This window comes from Stenotrophomonas africana (assembly GCF_013004645.1).
GTDB lineage: Bacteria > Pseudomonadota > Gammaproteobacteria > Xanthomonadales > Xanthomonadaceae > Stenotrophomonas > Stenotrophomonas africana.
The window spans coordinates 404,025-418,308 of the sequence record NZ_JABEME010000001.1 but is presented as its reverse complement, the minus strand read 5'-3'; the positions used below and the strand labels follow the sequence as shown (position 1 = coordinate 418,308).

The following is a 14,284-nucleotide window of genomic DNA, read 5'->3' as shown; positions in this document are numbered from 1 at the left end:
TCCTGCGCGCACCATGGGGGCCTGTCCGAAACGATGGGCCGTCATGCAGAGTTCCGCTGTATCTTCCCGCGTCGAGGCGTTCTGTCGGCGCTTTGGCGTTTCCGTTCCGATCCTGCTGGCACCGATGGCCGGCGCCTGTCCGGTGCCGTTGTCAGCGGCGCTGGCCAACGCCGGCAGTATGGGCGCGATGGGCGCGGTGCTGTCGTCTTCGGCCGATATCGGTCGCTGGATGGACGACTTCCGCGCGGCCTCCAGCGGTCCGGCGCAGGTGAATCTGTGGGTGCCGGATCCCGAACCGACCCGTGACGTTGCCGCCGAAGCGGCCAGTCGCGCCTTCCTCGCACAGTGGGGCCCGGACGTGCCGGCCAGCGCCGCCGACGCCACGCCCGCCGACTTCGAAGAACAGTTCGCCGCGCTGCTGGCCGCGCGCCCGGCGGTCGCCTCGACCATCATGGGCGTGCTGTTGCCGCGCCACGTGCAGCAACTGAAGGACGCCGGCATCGCCTGGATCGCGTGCGCGACCACGTTGTCTGAAGCACGCGCCGCCCAGGATGCCGGTGCCACTGCCGTGGTGGCGCAGGGTGTGGAAGCGGGCGGCCATCGTGGTTCATTCGATCCGGCGATGGCCGAGCGCCAGCTGGTCGGCCTGTTCGCGCTGTTGCCACGCCTGGCCGACCACCTGCAGATTCCGGTGATTGCCGCCGGTGGCATCGCCGATGGCCGTGGCATCGCTGCCGCACTCACCCTGGGGGCCAGCGCTGTGCAGATCGGCACCGCCTTCCTGCGCACGCCGGAAGCGGCGATTGCATCGGCATGGGCCGATGGGCTGGCCGCCAGCGAACCTGAAGACACCTGGCCGACCCGTGCCTTCAGTGGTCGTCTGGGGCGTGGACTGGCCACGCCGTATGTGCGTGCCGCCGCCGCGGAGGGTGCCCCAGCGCCGCGTCCGTATCCGGTTCAGCGCGGGCTGACCGCGCCGATGCGCAAACAGGCCGTGCAGGAAAACCGCCTGGCGGCGATGCAGGCCTGGGCCGGGCAGTCGGCGTGGATGGCACCGGCGCAGCCGGCCGCCGACGTGCTGCGCGACATGTGGAACCAGGCGCAGGCACTGCTGCGATGACGCTGACCTGCAACGGCCAACCGGCGCAGGTGGAGGATCTGCTGCCGGCGCTGGTCAACTATGGCCACTTCACCTCGCTGCAGGTGCGGGGAGGTGCCGTGCAGGGGCTGGAGCTGCACCTGGCGCGGCTGTCGCAGGCGACGCGCGTGCTGTTCGGCAGCGAACTGGATACGGCGCAGGTACGGGGCTGGATGGCGCAGGCGCTGCAGCAGGCCGGCCTCGCCGATGCCTCACTGCGGGTGACGGTGTACTCGCGCCGCTTCGATTTCCGCAATCCGCTGGTTGCCGTGCCGGTGGACGTGCTGGTGGCGGTGTCCGCGCCGGTGACGCTGACCGCCCCCAAGCGTGTGCGCAGCGTGGCCTGGCAGCGTGAACTGCCGCAGATCAAGCATGTGGGCACCTTCGGCCTGTTCGCCGAGCGTCGCGCGGCGATGGCGGAAGGATTCGACGATGTGCTGTTCGTAACCGCCGATGGCGACGTGAGTGAAGGGAGCACCTGGAACCTGGCCGTACACGATGGTGAACGGCTGCTCTGGCCGCAGGCGCCGGCCCTGCGCGGGACCGCCGAAACGTTGCTGAAGCAGCATTGGCCCGGCGCACAGGTGACGCGGCCGTTGGCGCTGGCTGAACTGGGCAGTGTGAAGGCCGCTTTTGCTTGCAACGCCAGCGGCCTGTGGGCGCTGGAGGCGATCGACGGGCATGCCCTGCCGGATTCCCTGGCCCTGGCTGAACAGGGCAGAGCGGTGCTGGCGGCGGTGGCTTGGCAGCCGCTTTCCTGAACGAGGCGCGTGGTTGGCGATCGCTGGGCATAGCCGGACGCTACCTTGAAGCGTTGCAGTCGGTAGCGCCGGGGCCATGCCCGGCGGATGCGTCCGCAGCGAACAACACTCAGGAGTTCCAATCAGATATGGGTACGGTCACCGAGCAGCATCGCGCGGTAGCGATGCACGCAATCCAGGTCATGGGCGCTGAGGGGCGGCCCAAGGTCCAGACCTTTCACGATGATCATCGCCTACGTTCGGTCGATATCCTCACGACGTTCAGCTCTCCGGAAGCAGGGCTGAAGTCCATCTCGTCCATCGGCCTATCGGATTCTGTGTTACGTCATGCGGAGGGGCACGAACTGGAAACGCGCGTCGAGCTGTGTGCGTGCGCAGAACAGGACGCGCTGCATTGGGACAACGTCGTCGCCTCGACGGCTTTCGCGATCATGCGCGATCGTGCGGCGGTGCAGCCTGGTAGCGTGATTCCCGAAATCCTGCAGGACTACTTCCCGTCGACCCGGATGCCGCACGTCTATCTGGTGCCGCCCTTCTTCTGGAATGACGCCAGGTTCCCGGGGCTGCAGTTCCCGCCGGTGGCCATCAACTGGCTGCAGTGCATCGCCATCCACGAATCCGAGCGGCAACTTGTCGAGCGGATTGGCGGCGATGCATTTGACGACCTGCTGCAGCGGCACGAGGTAGATGTGCTGGACATGCATCGGGCGCCGGTAGCTGGAGCGCTCTGACGCTATCGCCCCGGGAATTTTGGAGGGGCGGTCGGAGGTTGATCACTTTGCTGAACGAAAGTGGCGAGGCATAGCACTGCGCTACCGTGAAGATGGATACAGCCCGGGGTTGGCTCGGCCGGGCTCTGCCGCTATAATCGCCCGCTTACCTCGCCATCCTGGCGACTGGGCAATAGGAAAACACCATGGTCAAGATTCGACTGACCCGCGGCGGCGCCAAGAAGCGTCCGTTCTACCACATCATCGTGACCGACGTGCGCAGCGCGCGCGACGGCCGCAACATCGAGCGCGTTGGCTTCTACAACCCGGTCGCCCAGGGCGCCGAGAAGCGCATCGAGCTGGACCTGGCCCGCGTTGACCATTGGGTCAAGAACGGCGCCCAGCCGACCGACAAGGTCCGCAACCTGATCAAGGAAGCGACCAAGTCCCAGGCCGCTGCGGCCTGATCCTGACGGGCCACGCTTCGGCGTGGCCCTCTTGGTTGAAGCAGATGAAAGATATCGAGCGCCGCATCCTGCTGGGCAGGGTTGTCGGCGCTTTTGGTGTGCGCGGCGAGATCAAGCTCGAGTCCTGGACCGAGCCACGTTCCGCCATTTTCCGTTACCAGCCGTGGATCGTGCGCAGCCCGTCCGGCGTGGAAACCACGATTGAAGGTGTGCGTGGCCGCGACAGCGGCAAGCACTTGGTCGCCCGTTTCCCCGGCGTCGAGGACCGCGATACCGTCGAAGCGATGCACGGCACCGAGATCTACGTGGCCCGCAGCGCATTGCCGCCGCCGAAACCCGATGAATACTACTGGGTGGACCTGGAAGGCTTGGACGTGAAGACCACCGAGGGCGTTGCCCTGGGCCAGGTCTCGCATCTGTTCAGCACCGGCGCCAACGACGTGGTGGTGGTCCGTGGTGACCGCGAGCGGATGATTCCGTTCGTGCAGCCGGACTTCGTCAAGTCGGTCGACTTCGAGGCCAACCTGGTCGTGGTCGACTGGGATCCCGAGTTCTGAGTGTGAGCATGCGTTTCGACGTCATCACCCTATTCCCTGAGTTCCTCGCCCAGTCCGCTGGATTGGGCGTGGTCGGGCGCGCGCAGGAGAAGGGGCTGTTCAGCCTGCATGGCTGGAATCCCCGTGATTACGCCGAAGGCAACTACCGCCGGGTAGACGACCGTCCGTTCGGTGGTGGCCCGGGCATGGTGATGCTGATCGAGCCGCTGCAGGCCTGCCTGCAGGCGATCCGCGATGCTGATCCGACCCCGGCGCGGGTGATCTACCTCAGCCCGCAGGGGGCGCCGTTGACCCAGGCCAAGGTGCGGGAACTGGCGGCATTGCCGCGCATGGTCCTGCTCTGCGGCCGCTATGAGGGCATCGACGAGCGATTCCTGGAGGCCAATGTCGACGAGGAGATTTCCCTCGGCGACTACGTGCTGTCCGGTGGCGAGCTGGGCGCGGCGGTGATCATCGACGCCGTGGCCCGCCTGCAGGACGGGGCCCTGAATGACGCTGAATCAGCGGCCCAGGACAGCTTCGAGGGCGACCTCGGCCTGCTCGACTGCCCGCATTACAGCCAGCCGGCCCAGCACCCTCTGGGCGACGTGCCGGACGTGCTGCGCTCGGGCAACCATGCGGCCATCGCCGCCTGGCGCCGCCAGCAGTCGCTGGTCCGTACCGCCCAACGGCGCCCGGACCTGCTGGATGAACAGGCGCTGGGCAAGGCTGACCGCAAACTGCTGGAACAGGGCCGCGAGGCCCGGAAACAGAAGGCCAACCCCTAGCGCAGGGTCGGCTTTATCGGCTATCATGGCCAATTACCGCCAGCCCCGGCCGGCGCGCGCAGTACCCACAACAAACGTGCAGCACAGTCCGGTGACTGCATGAGCCTACGTTGTCGACACGACACGCCCACCCGAACAAGAATCGGTGTAACCCATGAGCAAGCTGAACAAGTCCATCGTCGCGGAATTCGAATCCGCCCAGATCACCCGTGAACTGCCGAAGTTCAGCCAGGGCGACACCGTTGTCGTCAACGTGAAGGTGAAGGAAGGCAGCCGCGAACGCGTGCAGGCCTACGAAGGCGTTGTCATCGCCACCAAGAACGCCGGCCTGAACTCCTCGTTCACCGTCCGCAAGATCTCGCACGGCTACGGCGTCGAGCGCGTTTTCCAGACCCACAGCGCCATCATCGACTCGGTCGAAGTGAAGCGTCGTGGTAAGGTCCGCGCCGGCAAGCTGTACTACCTGCGCGGCCTGGAAGGCAAGGCTGCCCGCATCAAGGAAGACCTGGCTGCCGCTGCTGCCGCCAAGGCTGCCCGTCTGGCCGACAAGGCCTGATAAACAACTTCGGTTGTTGCCGCGACGGCCACCTTGGGGTGGCCGTTTGCGTTTCCGGCATCGCATCGGCCACGATCAGGTGATGAACGACATCAACCCGCGCTATCCCGCCGTGATCCAGTCGGCGTTGCGCTTCCTCGACGGCAAGGGGCTGGCGCGTGTGCAGTCGGCACCGTTGCTGCACCGCCTGCTCTGGCGCATGGGCATCGCACTGCCGCCGCCGATCCTGGCCGGCTTCGGCACCAACGCGCTGGTGCAGGGCCTGCTGTTCGGGCTGTTCTGGACCGCGCTGATGTGGCTGATGCTGTGGCAGGGCAGCGAGCGCCCGCTGGCCCTTCTGCTGGTGGCCGGCCTGTTGGCTGGTGCGTTGTTCGGCGTGGTGATGGCGGCCCTGATGCGCTCGCTGCGTCGCCACCGCAAGCTGCCGGACTGGCAGCAGTTCCGGGCGCGGCAGGCGGACTGAGCCGATGGCGCACTGCGCCGTGACCGCCAGCTGCGGGCCGCGCTAGGCTGCAGTTGCGCATCCTCCAGGATGGCGGATGAGGCACCGTTCCTGGACTGGGTGCACCAAGCCGCGGCATTGCCCGGCGAGCGCATGTAAGCCCCCGCTGTTCCGATTTCCTTGCCGACGAGAGCACCCGATGGCCACACATGCGCCGAACCCTGCCGATGCCGGAACCCTGGCAGCTGAACTGATCGATGCCCGCATCGCCGAATTGGGCGACTGGCGTGGCCAGACACTGGCCCGCGTGCGTGCATTGATCCATGAGGCGTTGCCGGATGTGCAGGAAGCCTGGAAATGGCGCGGCACGCCGGTGTGGGAGCACAACGGCATCCTGTGTACCGGCGAGACCTACAAGCAGGCGGTGAAGCTGACCTTCGCCAATGGCGCGGCGCTGGCTGATCCGAAAGGTCTATTCAACGCCAGCCTGGAGGGCAACACGCGGCGTGCAATCGACATCCATGAAGGCGCGATGCCCAACGCCGCGGCATTGAAGGCATTGCTGCGCGAGGCGGCGGCGTTCAACGCGGCGAAGAAGAAGCGGTAGAGCCGGCCGCTGGCGGCTGTCGTGCGATGGTTCCGGAGAGGTTTGAAGTTGCCGGCCAGCGGCCGGCACTACCGGGGCGGCGCTGACTCCAGCGCGGCGTCCGGGTCGGCCACCGGCGACGGCGGGCAGGCCGGAATTTCCGAAGGCGTGGCCAGTTCTTCGGCGTGCGAGGGCTTGCCGATCATCTTCGCCTTGCGCCAGCCGCCCCAGCGGTAATACGCCAGCGACAGCAGCATCGACACAAACGAGCTGACCGGGAAGCTCCACCAGATGGCATCGGCGCCCCAGTAGGGCTGCAGCAGTTCGGCGAACGGCACGCGCACGCCCCACAGCGAGCCGGCCAGGATCAGCAGCGGTGGAATCACCGCGCCGGTGGAGCGCACCACGCCGGAGATCACGAAGCTGACGCCGAAGAACAGGAACGAGCCGATCACCACATGGTTGAGGTGGCGGGCAATGTCCAGCGCCTGACTGGCCGGCGGCAGGAACAGGGCCAGCAGCTGGCGATCGAACACCACCAACGGCAGGATCAGCGCGCCGGTCAGCAGGAAATTGAACAGCACGCCCTGGCGTGCGGTGCCGCGCACGCGGTCCCAGCGCTGCGCACCGACGTTCTGTGCGGCCATCGAAGAACACGCCGCACCGATCGCCATCGCCGGCATCTGCAGGTAGTTCCACAGCTGCAGGGAAGCGCCGTAACCGGCGGCGGTGTCGGTGCCGTACTGGTTGACCATGGTCATCAACAGGATCACCGACAGCGAGATCAGCACCATCTGCAGGCCCATCGGCACGCCCTTGACCACCAGCGCCTTGAGGATGGTCAGGTCGAGCTTGAACAGGCGCATGTCGGCGCGGCCCAGCCACAGGGTGTGGCGCTTGTGCCGCATGTACAGCAGCAGGCCGGCCAGCGACAGTGTCTGCGCGACCAGCGTGGCCCAGGCCGAGCCGGCGATGCCCAGCGCGGGGAGCGGCCCCATGCCGAAGATCAGCACCGGATTCAGCACGATGTCCAGCGCCACCGACACCAGCAGGAAACGGAACGGCGTGCGCGAATCACCGGCACCGCGCAGTGCGGCGGTGAGGAAGGCGAACGCGTACAGCGTCGGCATCGCCAGGAAGATGATCTGCAGGTAGGCCTCGGCCAACGGCAGCGAGGCAGCCGGCGTGCCCATCGCCGCCAGCAGCGGATGGGCCATGAACCAGCCGGCGATGGCGATGATCACCGACAGGCCGATGAAGAACGTCGCACTGGTGCCGACCACGCGCCGCGCCTGCGCGATGTCGCGCGCGCCGATCGCCTGGCCGATCAGGATGGTCGAGGCCATGCCGAAGCCGAACACCGAGCCGATCAGGAAGAACATGATGTTGTTGGCATTCGCGGTGGCGGTCAGCGCTGCCTCGCCGAGAAAGCGCCCGACCCAGACCGCATTCACCGAACCGTTCAGCGACTGCGCGATGTTGCCTGCCAGGATCGGCAGTGAAAACAGCAGAAGATTGCGGCCGATCGGGCCGGAGGTCAGGTCAAGCGGCGCTTTGGCCATGGAGTGGTGATCGAATCCCGGGAGGCGCACACTAGCACCAAGCCGGTTTGCAGGATGTGGCAATGCATCAACGACTGCGGGTGAAGTGGAGCGTGGCGCTGGCCTTGATCAGCGCTGCATTGGCCGCATGTTCGATGGACGACCGGCTGGGCGATACCCAGATCCGGCCGACCGACCGGCCCGAGTGCCTGGTCGGCAGCCAACGCCAGGACCTGGTCTCCGGCGTCAGGCCGCTGATCGGCGGTACCGGCTGCCGGGCCGATCCGGACAACCCGCGTCCTCTCAACAAGCCACCGGAGTAGTGCCGAACAATGCCTGAGCTTTCCCCGCTGTCGCCCAGTGTCCGCTTGGACATCTGGCTGTGGGCGGCCCGTTTCTTCAAGACCCGCAGCCTGGCCAAGCAGGCCATCGAAACCGGCAAGGTCAGCGTCGCCGGGCAGCGCCCGAAATCCTCGCGCGCGGTGCGCGTGGGCGAGCAGCTGCAGGTCGACCGCGGCGAGGAGCATTTCGAGATCCAGGTGCTGGGCCTGAGCGATCAGCGCGGGCCAGCGCCGACGGCACAGCAGCTGTATGCCGAGAGCGAGGCCTCCAAGGCCCGTCGTGCCGAACAGCGTGCGCTGCGCATCGCCGCACGCGATGGGTTCCAGCCGCCGGAGCACAAGCCGGACAAGCGCGCACGGAGGTTGATCCGCGCGCTGGGCGATATCGACGCGTTGTAAGTACCAGGGCGCCGGACCGGGTCCGGCGCCCGCAAACCTCAGCGCTTGCCGCCCAGCAGGCTGCCGCCGATCTTCAGCAGGTCGCCCACGCCGAGCTGGCCGTCACCGTCCTGGTCCAGCAGGCTGCCGAGCAGGCCACCGGCAAGGCCGCCCTGCTGCTGCACCTGCTGCTTCTCCTGGCCCAGGGCCTGGCTGAGCGAGCCGGCATCGGCCTGGCCGCCGCCGAGGCGCTGGGCGAGGAAGGCCATCACGATAGGGGCAAGGATCTGCAGCAGCTGGCTGGTGCGGCCGCTGTCGAGCTGGGTGGCCTGGGCCAGGCCGTTTTCCACCTTCTGCTGGCTGCCGCCGAAGATGTGGCCGAGGATGCCAGCACCGTCGCTGGCGGCACCGCCACCACCGCCGCCCAGCACCGAGCCGAGCACGCTGCCCAGGTCCAGGCCGCTGTGGTTGTTCTGCAGCGCGCCGAGCAGCGCCTGCGCGCCCTGCGGCTGAGAGGCGTTGTTGCCCAGCGCGCCCATCAGCACCGGCAGCGCGGCGCTGATCGCACCGGAGGCCTGGGTATCGCTGATGCCGAGCTGCTGCGACACCTGCTGCAGCGGGGCACCCTGCAGTTTGGCGAGAAGTTCGTCGGTCAGGCTCATCTGCGGAATCCTTGATTGGGGTTGGGCGTGCAGAAGGTACGACGCGGACCGTTAAAACGGCGACGCCGCCTCACGGGGAGGCGGCGTGCCGTACACGGGCCAGGGCGATCAGAGCTCGATGTCTTCGGCGCCCGGGGTCGCGGTGGGGAAGTCCGCTTCCGGCTGCGCCGGCTTGAACGGATCCGACGGCTGGCTGGCCAGGGCCTTCAGGGCCGCGGCAACGCCAGCGCCATAGGCCGGGTCGGCCTTGCTGCAGTTGTCGATGTGGCGCTGCTTGATGAAGTCCGGCGCATCGCCCAGGGCGCGGGCGGTGTTGGCGAACAGGCGATCCTTCTGTGCCTGGTTGTAGCTGCGGAACAGGGCACCGGGCTGGCTGAAGTAGTCGGCGTCGTCCTCGCGGAAGTTCCAGAAGTCGGCGTCACCGCGGATCTTCATCGGCGGCTCGCGGTACTGCGGCTGTTCCTGCCACTGGCCGTAGCTGTTCGGCTCGTAGTGCGGCAGGCCGCCGTAGTTGCCGTCCACGCGCATCGCACCGTCGCGGTGGTTGCTGTGCACCGGGCAGCGAGCGGCGTTCACCGGAATCTGGTGGTGGTTCACGCCCAGGCGGTAGCGCTGCGCATCGGAATAGGCGAACAGGCGGGCCTGCAGCATCTTGTCCGGCGACGGGCCGATGCCCGGCACCAGGTTGCTCGGTGCGAACGCGGACTGCTCAACGTCCTGGTACCAGTTGACCGGGTTGCGGTTCAGTTCGAACTGGCCCACTTCGATCAGCGGGTAGTCGCTCTTCGGCCACACCTTGGTCAGGTCGAACGGATGGATGCGGTAGGTTTCCGCCTCCAGCTCCGGCATGACCTGGATGAACAGTTTCCACTTCGGGAAGTCGCCCTTCTCGATCGCGGCGAACAGGTCGCGGCCGTGGCTTTCGCGGTCATGGCCGACCAGGATCTGCGCCTGCGCGTCGGTCAGCGATTCGATGCCCTGCTGGCTGACGAAGTGGAACTTCACCCAGAAGCGTTCGCTGTCGGCGTTGGTGAAGCTGTAGGTGTGCGAGCCGAAGCCGTGCATGTGGCGGAAGCTGCGCGGAATGCCGCGGTCGCTCATCACCACGGTCACCTGCAGCAGGGCTTCGGGCAGCAGCGTCCAGAAGTCCCAGTTGTTGCGCGCGCTGCGCAGGTTGGTATGCGGGTCGCGCTTCACGGCCTTGTTGAGGTCGGCGAACTTGCGCGGGTCGCGCAGGAAGAACACCGGCGTGTTGTTGCCGACCAGGTCCCAGTTGCCTTCTTCGGTGTAGAACTTCAGCGCGAAGCCGCGGATGTCACGCTCGGCGTCGGCGGCGCCGCGCTCGCCGGCCACCGTGGTGAAGCGCGCGAACATCTCGGTCTGCTTGCCGACCTTCTCGAACAGCTTGGCGCGGGTGTACTTGCTGATGTCGTGGGTGACGGTGAAAGTACCGAACGCGCCCGAGCCCTTGGCGTGCATGCGGCGCTCGGGAATGATCTCGCGGTTGAGGTTGGCCAGCTTTTCCAGCAGCCACACGTCTTCCATCAGCAGCGGGCCGCGCGGGCCGGCGGTCTTGCTGTTCTGGTTGTCCACCACCGGCGCGCCGAAGGCCGTGGTCATCGGGGTGACCGGGTCATCACCCTGCTTCTGCTTCGGCGTGGTGCTCAGCTCGCGCTGCTGCTGGGCGCCTTCCGCAGGCGACGGCGCGGTGTGATACGGGCATTTGGGGCTGTTGTTATCGGACTGGCTCATGGCTGGCTCCTGCGGGTGAAGATGGGGTGGAACATCTTCACTCGACTTTAGCTAGCGCCAGATGAAATGAATAATCGAATGATTCGTTCAGGTTGATAGATTCTGTCAATTGAAACGCAGAATCAGATTTGCGAAATCTTTCGATGGGCCTCCTGCCAGGCAGGAGGCCAAGCACGTGCGCTGCGGCTACAGCAGCGCTTTCAAGCGATACAACGCTTCCAGCGCCTGCTTCGGGGTCAGTTCGTCCGGATCGATGGCGGCCAGTGCTTCCTGTGCCTTGTTCGACGGCGCCGCGAACAGGCCGAACTGCTGCGGTGCATCCAATGCCTGGGGTGCCAGCTCGGCGGCATGGCTTTCACCACCGCGCTGTTCCAGCTCGGCCAGGCGACGGCGTGCCTGTGCCACGGTGGCGCGCGGCAGGCCGGCCAGTGCCGCCACCTGCAGGCCGAAGCTGCGGTTTGCCGGGCCATCCTTCACCGCGTGCATGAACACCAGCGCCTCACCGTGCTCGACGGCATCCAGGTGCACGTTGGCGATGCCGCTACGGCCGCCTTCGTGCTGCTCGTCGGCCAGCGCGGTCAGCTCGAAGTAGTGGGTGGCGAACAGCGTGTAGCAGCGGTTCTGGTAGGCCAGGTGGCGGGCCACGGCGTCGGCCAGCGCCAGGCCATCGTAAGTAGACGTGCCACGGCCGATCTCATCCATCAGCACCAGCGAATGGGCGGTGGCGTGATGCAGGATGTAGCTGGTCTCGGCCATTTCGACCATGAAGGTCGACTGCCCGCGCGCCAGGTCGTCGCCTGCGCCGATGCGGGTGAGGATGCGGTCGATCGGGCCGATCAGCGCACGGCTGGCCGGCACGAAGCTGCCGATGTGGGCCAGCAGCACGATCAGCGCGTTCTGCCGCATGTAGGTCGATTTACCGCCCATGTTCGGGCCGGTGATGACCAGCATGCGACGTTCCGGATGCAGGTCCAGATCATTGGGTTCGAACGGCTGCTCGCGTACCGCCTCGACCACCGGGTGGCGGCCACGCTCGATCTTCAGGCACGGCTCGGCCTGCAGTTCCGGGCGCGCCCAGTCCAGCGCCTGTGCGCGTTCGGCGAAGGCCGCCAGCACGTCCAGTTCGCTCAGTGCAGCGGCACACTGCTTCAGCGGTTCCAGCTGCCCGCCAAGGGTGTCCAGCAGCTGTTCGTACAGGTACTTCTCGCGCGACAGCGAACGGTCGCGCGCGGACAGTACCTTGTCCTCGAAGGCCTTCAGTTCTTCGGTGATGTAGCGCTCGGCGTTGGTCAGCGTCTGGCGGCGGGTGTAGTGCACCGGCGCGCGATCGGACTGGCCCTTGCTGATTTCGATGTAGTAGCCGTGCACGCGGTTGTAGCCCACCTTCAGGGTGGGAATGCCGCTGCTCTCGCGCTCGCGCAGTTCCAGGTCGACCAGGAACTGGTCGGCATGGGTGGACAGGCGGCGCAGTTCGTCCAGATCTTCATCGAAACCATCGGCCAGCACGCCGCCGTCGCTCAGCTTCAGCGGTGGCATTTCGGCGATGGCGCTGGCCAGCAGCTGCGCGCACTCATCGTGTTCGCCCAGCGCGGCATGCAGGGTCTGCAGGCGCGGCGAATCCAGCGGCGCCAGCACTTCGCGCACGGCTGGCAGCAGGCCCAGGCCATCGCGCAGGGTGGAGAAGTCGCGCGGGCGCGCCGAGCGCAGCGCCACGCGGGTGAGGATGCGTTCCAGGTCGCCGAGGCGGCGGAACTGCTCGCGGATGTCGGCGTCACTGCCGCGATCGATCAGGGTTTCCACCGCATGGTGGCGCTGTACCAGCACCTCGCGCAGGCGCAGCGGACGGTGCAGCCAGCGCCGCAGCAGGCGGCCGCCCATCGGCGTCACCGTGCTGTCGAGCACGCCCAGCAGCGTGTTGCGGGTATCGCCGTCGACGCGTGTGTCCAGTTCCAGGTGGCGGCGGGTGGCGGCGTTCATCGCGATCGCCTCGCCGGCGGTTTCCATCGCGATCGAGGTCAGGTGCGGCAGGCGCTGCTTCTGGGTTTCCTCGACATAGCCGAGCAGGGCGCCCGCGGCAGCGGTCGCACGCGGCTTGTCATCGATGCCGAAGCCGCTCAGGTCATGCAGCTTGAAGAAGTTCAGCAGCTGACGGCGGCCGCTGTCGGCGTCGAACAGCCACGGTGCGCGGCGACGCACGCCGGTACGCTGGCGCAGGAACTCCGGCCAGTTCTCCTCGTCGGGTACCAGCAGCTCGGCCGGCTCCAGGCGGGCCAGCTCGGCTTCCAGCGCGTCGTCGGTCTCCACTTCGTTGACCAGGAAGCGGCCACCGGCCAGGTCGGCCCAGGCCAGGCCGTAGCCCTGCTTGCTGCGCGACAGCGCCATCAGCAGGGTGTCGCGGCGTTCGTCCAGCAGTGCCTCGTCGGTGACCGTGCCGGGGGTGACGATGCGCACCACCTTGCGTTCGACCAGGCCCTTGGCCAGCGCCGGGTCGCCGATCTGCTCGCAGATCGCCACCGATTCGCCCAACGCCACCAGCCGTGCCAGGTAGCCTTCGTAGGCATGCACCGGCACGCCGGCCATCGGAATCGGTGCACCGCCGGAGCTGCCACGCTGGGTCAGGGTGATGTCGAGCAGGCGCGCGGCCTTGCGCGCGTCGTCGTAGAACAGCTCGTAGAAGTCGCCCATGCGGAAGAACAGCAGCAGGTCTGGATAATCGGACTTGGCTGCGAAGAACTGCTTCATCAGCGGGGTGTGTTCGGCGGACTTGTCTTTGGACATGGGACTCGTGGATCAGGGCGTCCGGCCGCGCCGGAGGGCGGCGGCAGCGAAGCTGGTACAGGGCCGTCCATGGTAACTGCTGGGGCGCAGGGCTGCCGCCACCGGAGTACGGCACAGCATCCGGGTCAGGCCGGGACCAGGGTGATCTGCCGGTGGCCGCCGAAGATCTCCATGACGATCTCGAAGTAGGTCGGACCTTCGCCCCGTTGCAGCGCGTCCAGTTGGCGGGCAATGGCCTGCGAATTGAAGCTGCCCGGTGTGTCCAGCTTGGCCTGCAGCCATTGGCGGGTGGTCTCGACGCCCAGAGCCGTGCGGCTGTGGGCGATATCGCGCCAGATCAGTGTGGCCTGCGCATGGCCGGCCAACGCGCCATAGCCGCCATGCAACAGGTCGTCCAGCGAATCCAGGCTCGGCCCGAGCTGCCAGTCCTCGCCGGCCATGAACACGCGGTTGATCTCCGCGTACAGGCCGGCAATGTCATCGATGGCGGTTCCTTCGATCTGCAGGGTGATGGTCATGTACGGACTGTAGCGTTGTTCCAGGTGCGGATGAGGGGGCGCGTGGCGCGCGATCTGCGGAGCACATCCGGGCAACACAGACTGCGCGCCGTATGGCCGTGTATAGCGCCCGCACCAGGAGTTACGTCAGTCTCAAGCGGAGTGCATGGAGCCTCAATAATGATGCGTTCCATGGCATGAGTCGTACGTTGGGCCACGCCCCGGCGATTGCAGGTCACCCCGCCATCGAGATGCATTTCAGATGATGTTACGCCGCTCGCAATACGCTCCGCTGCTCCTGCCGGTACTCCATGGGCGTACTTCGGAGAAAATGAATATGGAGATGCAGGG

At 66.8% G+C, this 14,284-nt stretch carries 16 protein-coding genes; 11 read left to right on the top strand and 5 right to left on the bottom strand.

From position 1 onward, the window contains the following. The first annotated feature begins 43 nt into the window (after positions 1 to 43). The 9 genes from HLA98_RS02190 to HLA98_RS02150 all read left to right on the top strand — a co-directional run bounded on the left by HLA98_RS02190 (position 44) and on the right by HLA98_RS02150 (position 6,005). Positions 44 to 1,120 carry an NAD(P)H-dependent flavin oxidoreductase gene (locus tag HLA98_RS02190; protein ID WP_057500098.1) on the top strand — a complete coding sequence of 359 codons (1,077 nt, stop codon included), beginning with the start codon at positions 44 to 46 and terminating at the stop codon, positions 1,118 to 1,120. Beyond that, positions 1,117 to 1,899 carry an aminotransferase class IV family protein gene (locus HLA98_RS02185; protein WP_057500099.1) on the top strand — a complete coding sequence of 261 codons (783 nt, stop codon included), beginning with the start codon at positions 1,117 to 1,119 and terminating at the stop codon, positions 1,897 to 1,899. Before HLA98_RS02190 ends, HLA98_RS02185 begins: the two co-directional genes overlap by 4 nt. A gap of 128 nt (positions 1,900 to 2,027) precedes the next feature. Beyond that, positions 2,028 to 2,630, top strand: a complete 603-nt coding sequence (locus HLA98_RS02180; RefSeq protein WP_057500100.1) for a suppressor of fused domain protein — start codon at positions 2,028 to 2,030, stop codon at positions 2,628 to 2,630. Between the two features lie 185 nt (positions 2,631 to 2,815). Continuing rightward, complete coding sequence (gene rpsP, locus HLA98_RS02175) at positions 2,816 to 3,076, top strand: 30S ribosomal protein S16 (protein WP_005415733.1); 261 nt, start codon at positions 2,816 to 2,818, stop codon at positions 3,074 to 3,076. A 44-nt stretch (positions 3,077 to 3,120) separates the two neighbouring features. Further along, the gene (rimM, locus tag HLA98_RS02170; RefSeq protein WP_010483256.1) at positions 3,121 to 3,633 is read left to right on the top strand and encodes a ribosome maturation factor RimM; all 513 of its coding nucleotides are present in this window, start codon (positions 3,121 to 3,123) and stop codon (positions 3,631 to 3,633) included. 8 nt (positions 3,634 to 3,641) lie between these two features. After that, entirely contained in the window at positions 3,642 to 4,400 is a 759-nt protein-coding gene (gene trmD, locus HLA98_RS02165) for a tRNA (guanosine(37)-N1)-methyltransferase TrmD (RefSeq protein ID WP_057500101.1), read from the top strand. Between the two features lie 154 nt (positions 4,401 to 4,554). Then, positions 4,555 to 4,956: a 50S ribosomal protein L19 gene (rplS, locus tag HLA98_RS02160; protein WP_005415736.1), complete on the top strand. Its 402-nt coding sequence runs from the start codon at positions 4,555 to 4,557 to the stop codon at positions 4,954 to 4,956. A gap of 82 nt (positions 4,957 to 5,038) precedes the next feature. Further along, positions 5,039 to 5,419, top strand: coding sequence for a DUF6404 family protein (locus HLA98_RS02155; protein WP_057500102.1), 381 nt, complete (start codon positions 5,039 to 5,041; stop codon positions 5,417 to 5,419). 178 nt (positions 5,420 to 5,597) lie between these two features. Next, positions 5,598 to 6,005 carry a DUF1801 domain-containing protein gene (locus HLA98_RS02150; RefSeq protein ID WP_057500103.1) on the top strand — a complete coding sequence of 136 codons (408 nt, stop codon included), beginning with the start codon at positions 5,598 to 5,600 and terminating at the stop codon, positions 6,003 to 6,005. A 68-nt stretch (positions 6,006 to 6,073) separates the two neighbouring features. Here the strand turns inward: HLA98_RS02150 and HLA98_RS02145 are convergent, their stop codons facing one another. After that, positions 6,074 to 7,546, bottom strand: coding sequence for an MATE family efflux transporter (locus tag HLA98_RS02145; RefSeq protein ID WP_057500104.1), 1,473 nt, complete (start codon positions 7,544 to 7,546; stop codon positions 6,074 to 6,076). A 62-nt stretch (positions 7,547 to 7,608) separates the two neighbouring features. On the opposite strand from HLA98_RS02145, the gene HLA98_RS02140 reads away from it, so the two are divergent. Next, positions 7,609 to 7,848: a hypothetical protein gene (locus HLA98_RS02140; protein ID WP_057500105.1), complete on the top strand. Its 240-nt coding sequence runs from the start codon at positions 7,609 to 7,611 to the stop codon at positions 7,846 to 7,848. A 9-nt stretch (positions 7,849 to 7,857) separates the two neighbouring features. Then, positions 7,858 to 8,265, top strand: a complete 408-nt coding sequence (locus HLA98_RS02135; protein ID WP_004149153.1) for an Hsp15 family ribosome-associated heat shock protein — start codon at positions 7,858 to 7,860, stop codon at positions 8,263 to 8,265. A 38-nt stretch (positions 8,266 to 8,303) separates the two neighbouring features. On the opposite strand, the gene HLA98_RS02130 is transcribed toward HLA98_RS02135, so the two are convergent. From HLA98_RS02130 to HLA98_RS02115, 4 genes are all read right to left on the bottom strand, one after another. Next, complete coding sequence (locus tag HLA98_RS02130) at positions 8,304 to 8,906, bottom strand: DUF937 domain-containing protein (protein ID WP_057500106.1); 603 nt, start codon at positions 8,904 to 8,906, stop codon at positions 8,304 to 8,306. 108 nt (positions 8,907 to 9,014) lie between these two features. After that, complete coding sequence (locus HLA98_RS02125) at positions 9,015 to 10,658, bottom strand: catalase (RefSeq protein WP_057500107.1); 1,644 nt, start codon at positions 10,656 to 10,658, stop codon at positions 9,015 to 9,017. 186 nt (positions 10,659 to 10,844) lie between these two features. Further along, positions 10,845 to 13,436 carry a DNA mismatch repair protein MutS gene (mutS, locus tag HLA98_RS02120; protein ID WP_057500108.1) on the bottom strand — a complete coding sequence of 864 codons (2,592 nt, stop codon included), beginning with the start codon at positions 13,434 to 13,436 and terminating at the stop codon, positions 10,845 to 10,847. Positions 13,437 to 13,561: 125 nt separating this feature from the next. Next, entirely contained in the window at positions 13,562 to 13,954 is a 393-nt protein-coding gene (locus tag HLA98_RS02115) for a barstar family protein (RefSeq protein ID WP_057500109.1), read from the bottom strand. Between the last annotated feature and the right edge of the window lie 330 nt (positions 13,955 to 14,284).

What these genes read in the sequence shown, in the direction of transcription:
- HLA98_RS02130 (WP_057500106.1), bottom strand. Translation starts at nt 8,906, where the DNA reads ATGAGCCTGACCGACGAACTTCTCGCCAAACTGCAGGGTGCCCCGCTG.
- rplS (WP_005415736.1), top strand. Translation starts at nt 4,555, where the DNA reads ATGAGCAAGCTGAACAAGTCCATCGTCGCGGAATTCGAATCCGCCCAG.
- HLA98_RS02150 (WP_057500103.1), top strand. Translation starts at nt 5,598, where the DNA reads ATGGCCACACATGCGCCGAACCCTGCCGATGCCGGAACCCTGGCAGCT.
- rpsP (WP_005415733.1), top strand. Translation starts at nt 2,816, where the DNA reads ATGGTCAAGATTCGACTGACCCGCGGCGGCGCCAAGAAGCGTCCGTTC.
- trmD (WP_057500101.1), top strand. Translation starts at nt 3,642, where the DNA reads ATGCGTTTCGACGTCATCACCCTATTCCCTGAGTTCCTCGCCCAGTCC.
- HLA98_RS02115 (WP_057500109.1), bottom strand. Translation starts at nt 13,954, where the DNA reads ATGACCATCACCCTGCAGATCGAAGGAACCGCCATCGATGACATTGCC.
- HLA98_RS02140 (WP_057500105.1), top strand. Translation starts at nt 7,609, where the DNA reads ATGCATCAACGACTGCGGGTGAAGTGGAGCGTGGCGCTGGCCTTGATC.
- HLA98_RS02135 (WP_004149153.1), top strand. Translation starts at nt 7,858, where the DNA reads ATGCCTGAGCTTTCCCCGCTGTCGCCCAGTGTCCGCTTGGACATCTGG.
- rimM (WP_010483256.1), top strand. Translation starts at nt 3,121, where the DNA reads ATGAAAGATATCGAGCGCCGCATCCTGCTGGGCAGGGTTGTCGGCGCT.
- HLA98_RS02190 (WP_057500098.1), top strand. Translation starts at nt 44, where the DNA reads ATGCAGAGTTCCGCTGTATCTTCCCGCGTCGAGGCGTTCTGTCGGCGC.
- HLA98_RS02155 (WP_057500102.1), top strand. Translation starts at nt 5,039, where the DNA reads ATGAACGACATCAACCCGCGCTATCCCGCCGTGATCCAGTCGGCGTTG.
- HLA98_RS02180 (WP_057500100.1), top strand. Translation starts at nt 2,028, where the DNA reads ATGGGTACGGTCACCGAGCAGCATCGCGCGGTAGCGATGCACGCAATC.
- HLA98_RS02145 (WP_057500104.1), bottom strand. Translation starts at nt 7,546, where the DNA reads ATGGCCAAAGCGCCGCTTGACCTGACCTCCGGCCCGATCGGCCGCAAT.
- mutS (WP_057500108.1), bottom strand. Translation starts at nt 13,436, where the DNA reads ATGTCCAAAGACAAGTCCGCCGAACACACCCCGCTGATGAAGCAGTTC.
- HLA98_RS02185 (WP_057500099.1), top strand. Translation starts at nt 1,117, where the DNA reads ATGACGCTGACCTGCAACGGCCAACCGGCGCAGGTGGAGGATCTGCTG.
- HLA98_RS02125 (WP_057500107.1), bottom strand. Translation starts at nt 10,658, where the DNA reads ATGAGCCAGTCCGATAACAACAGCCCCAAATGCCCGTATCACACCGCG.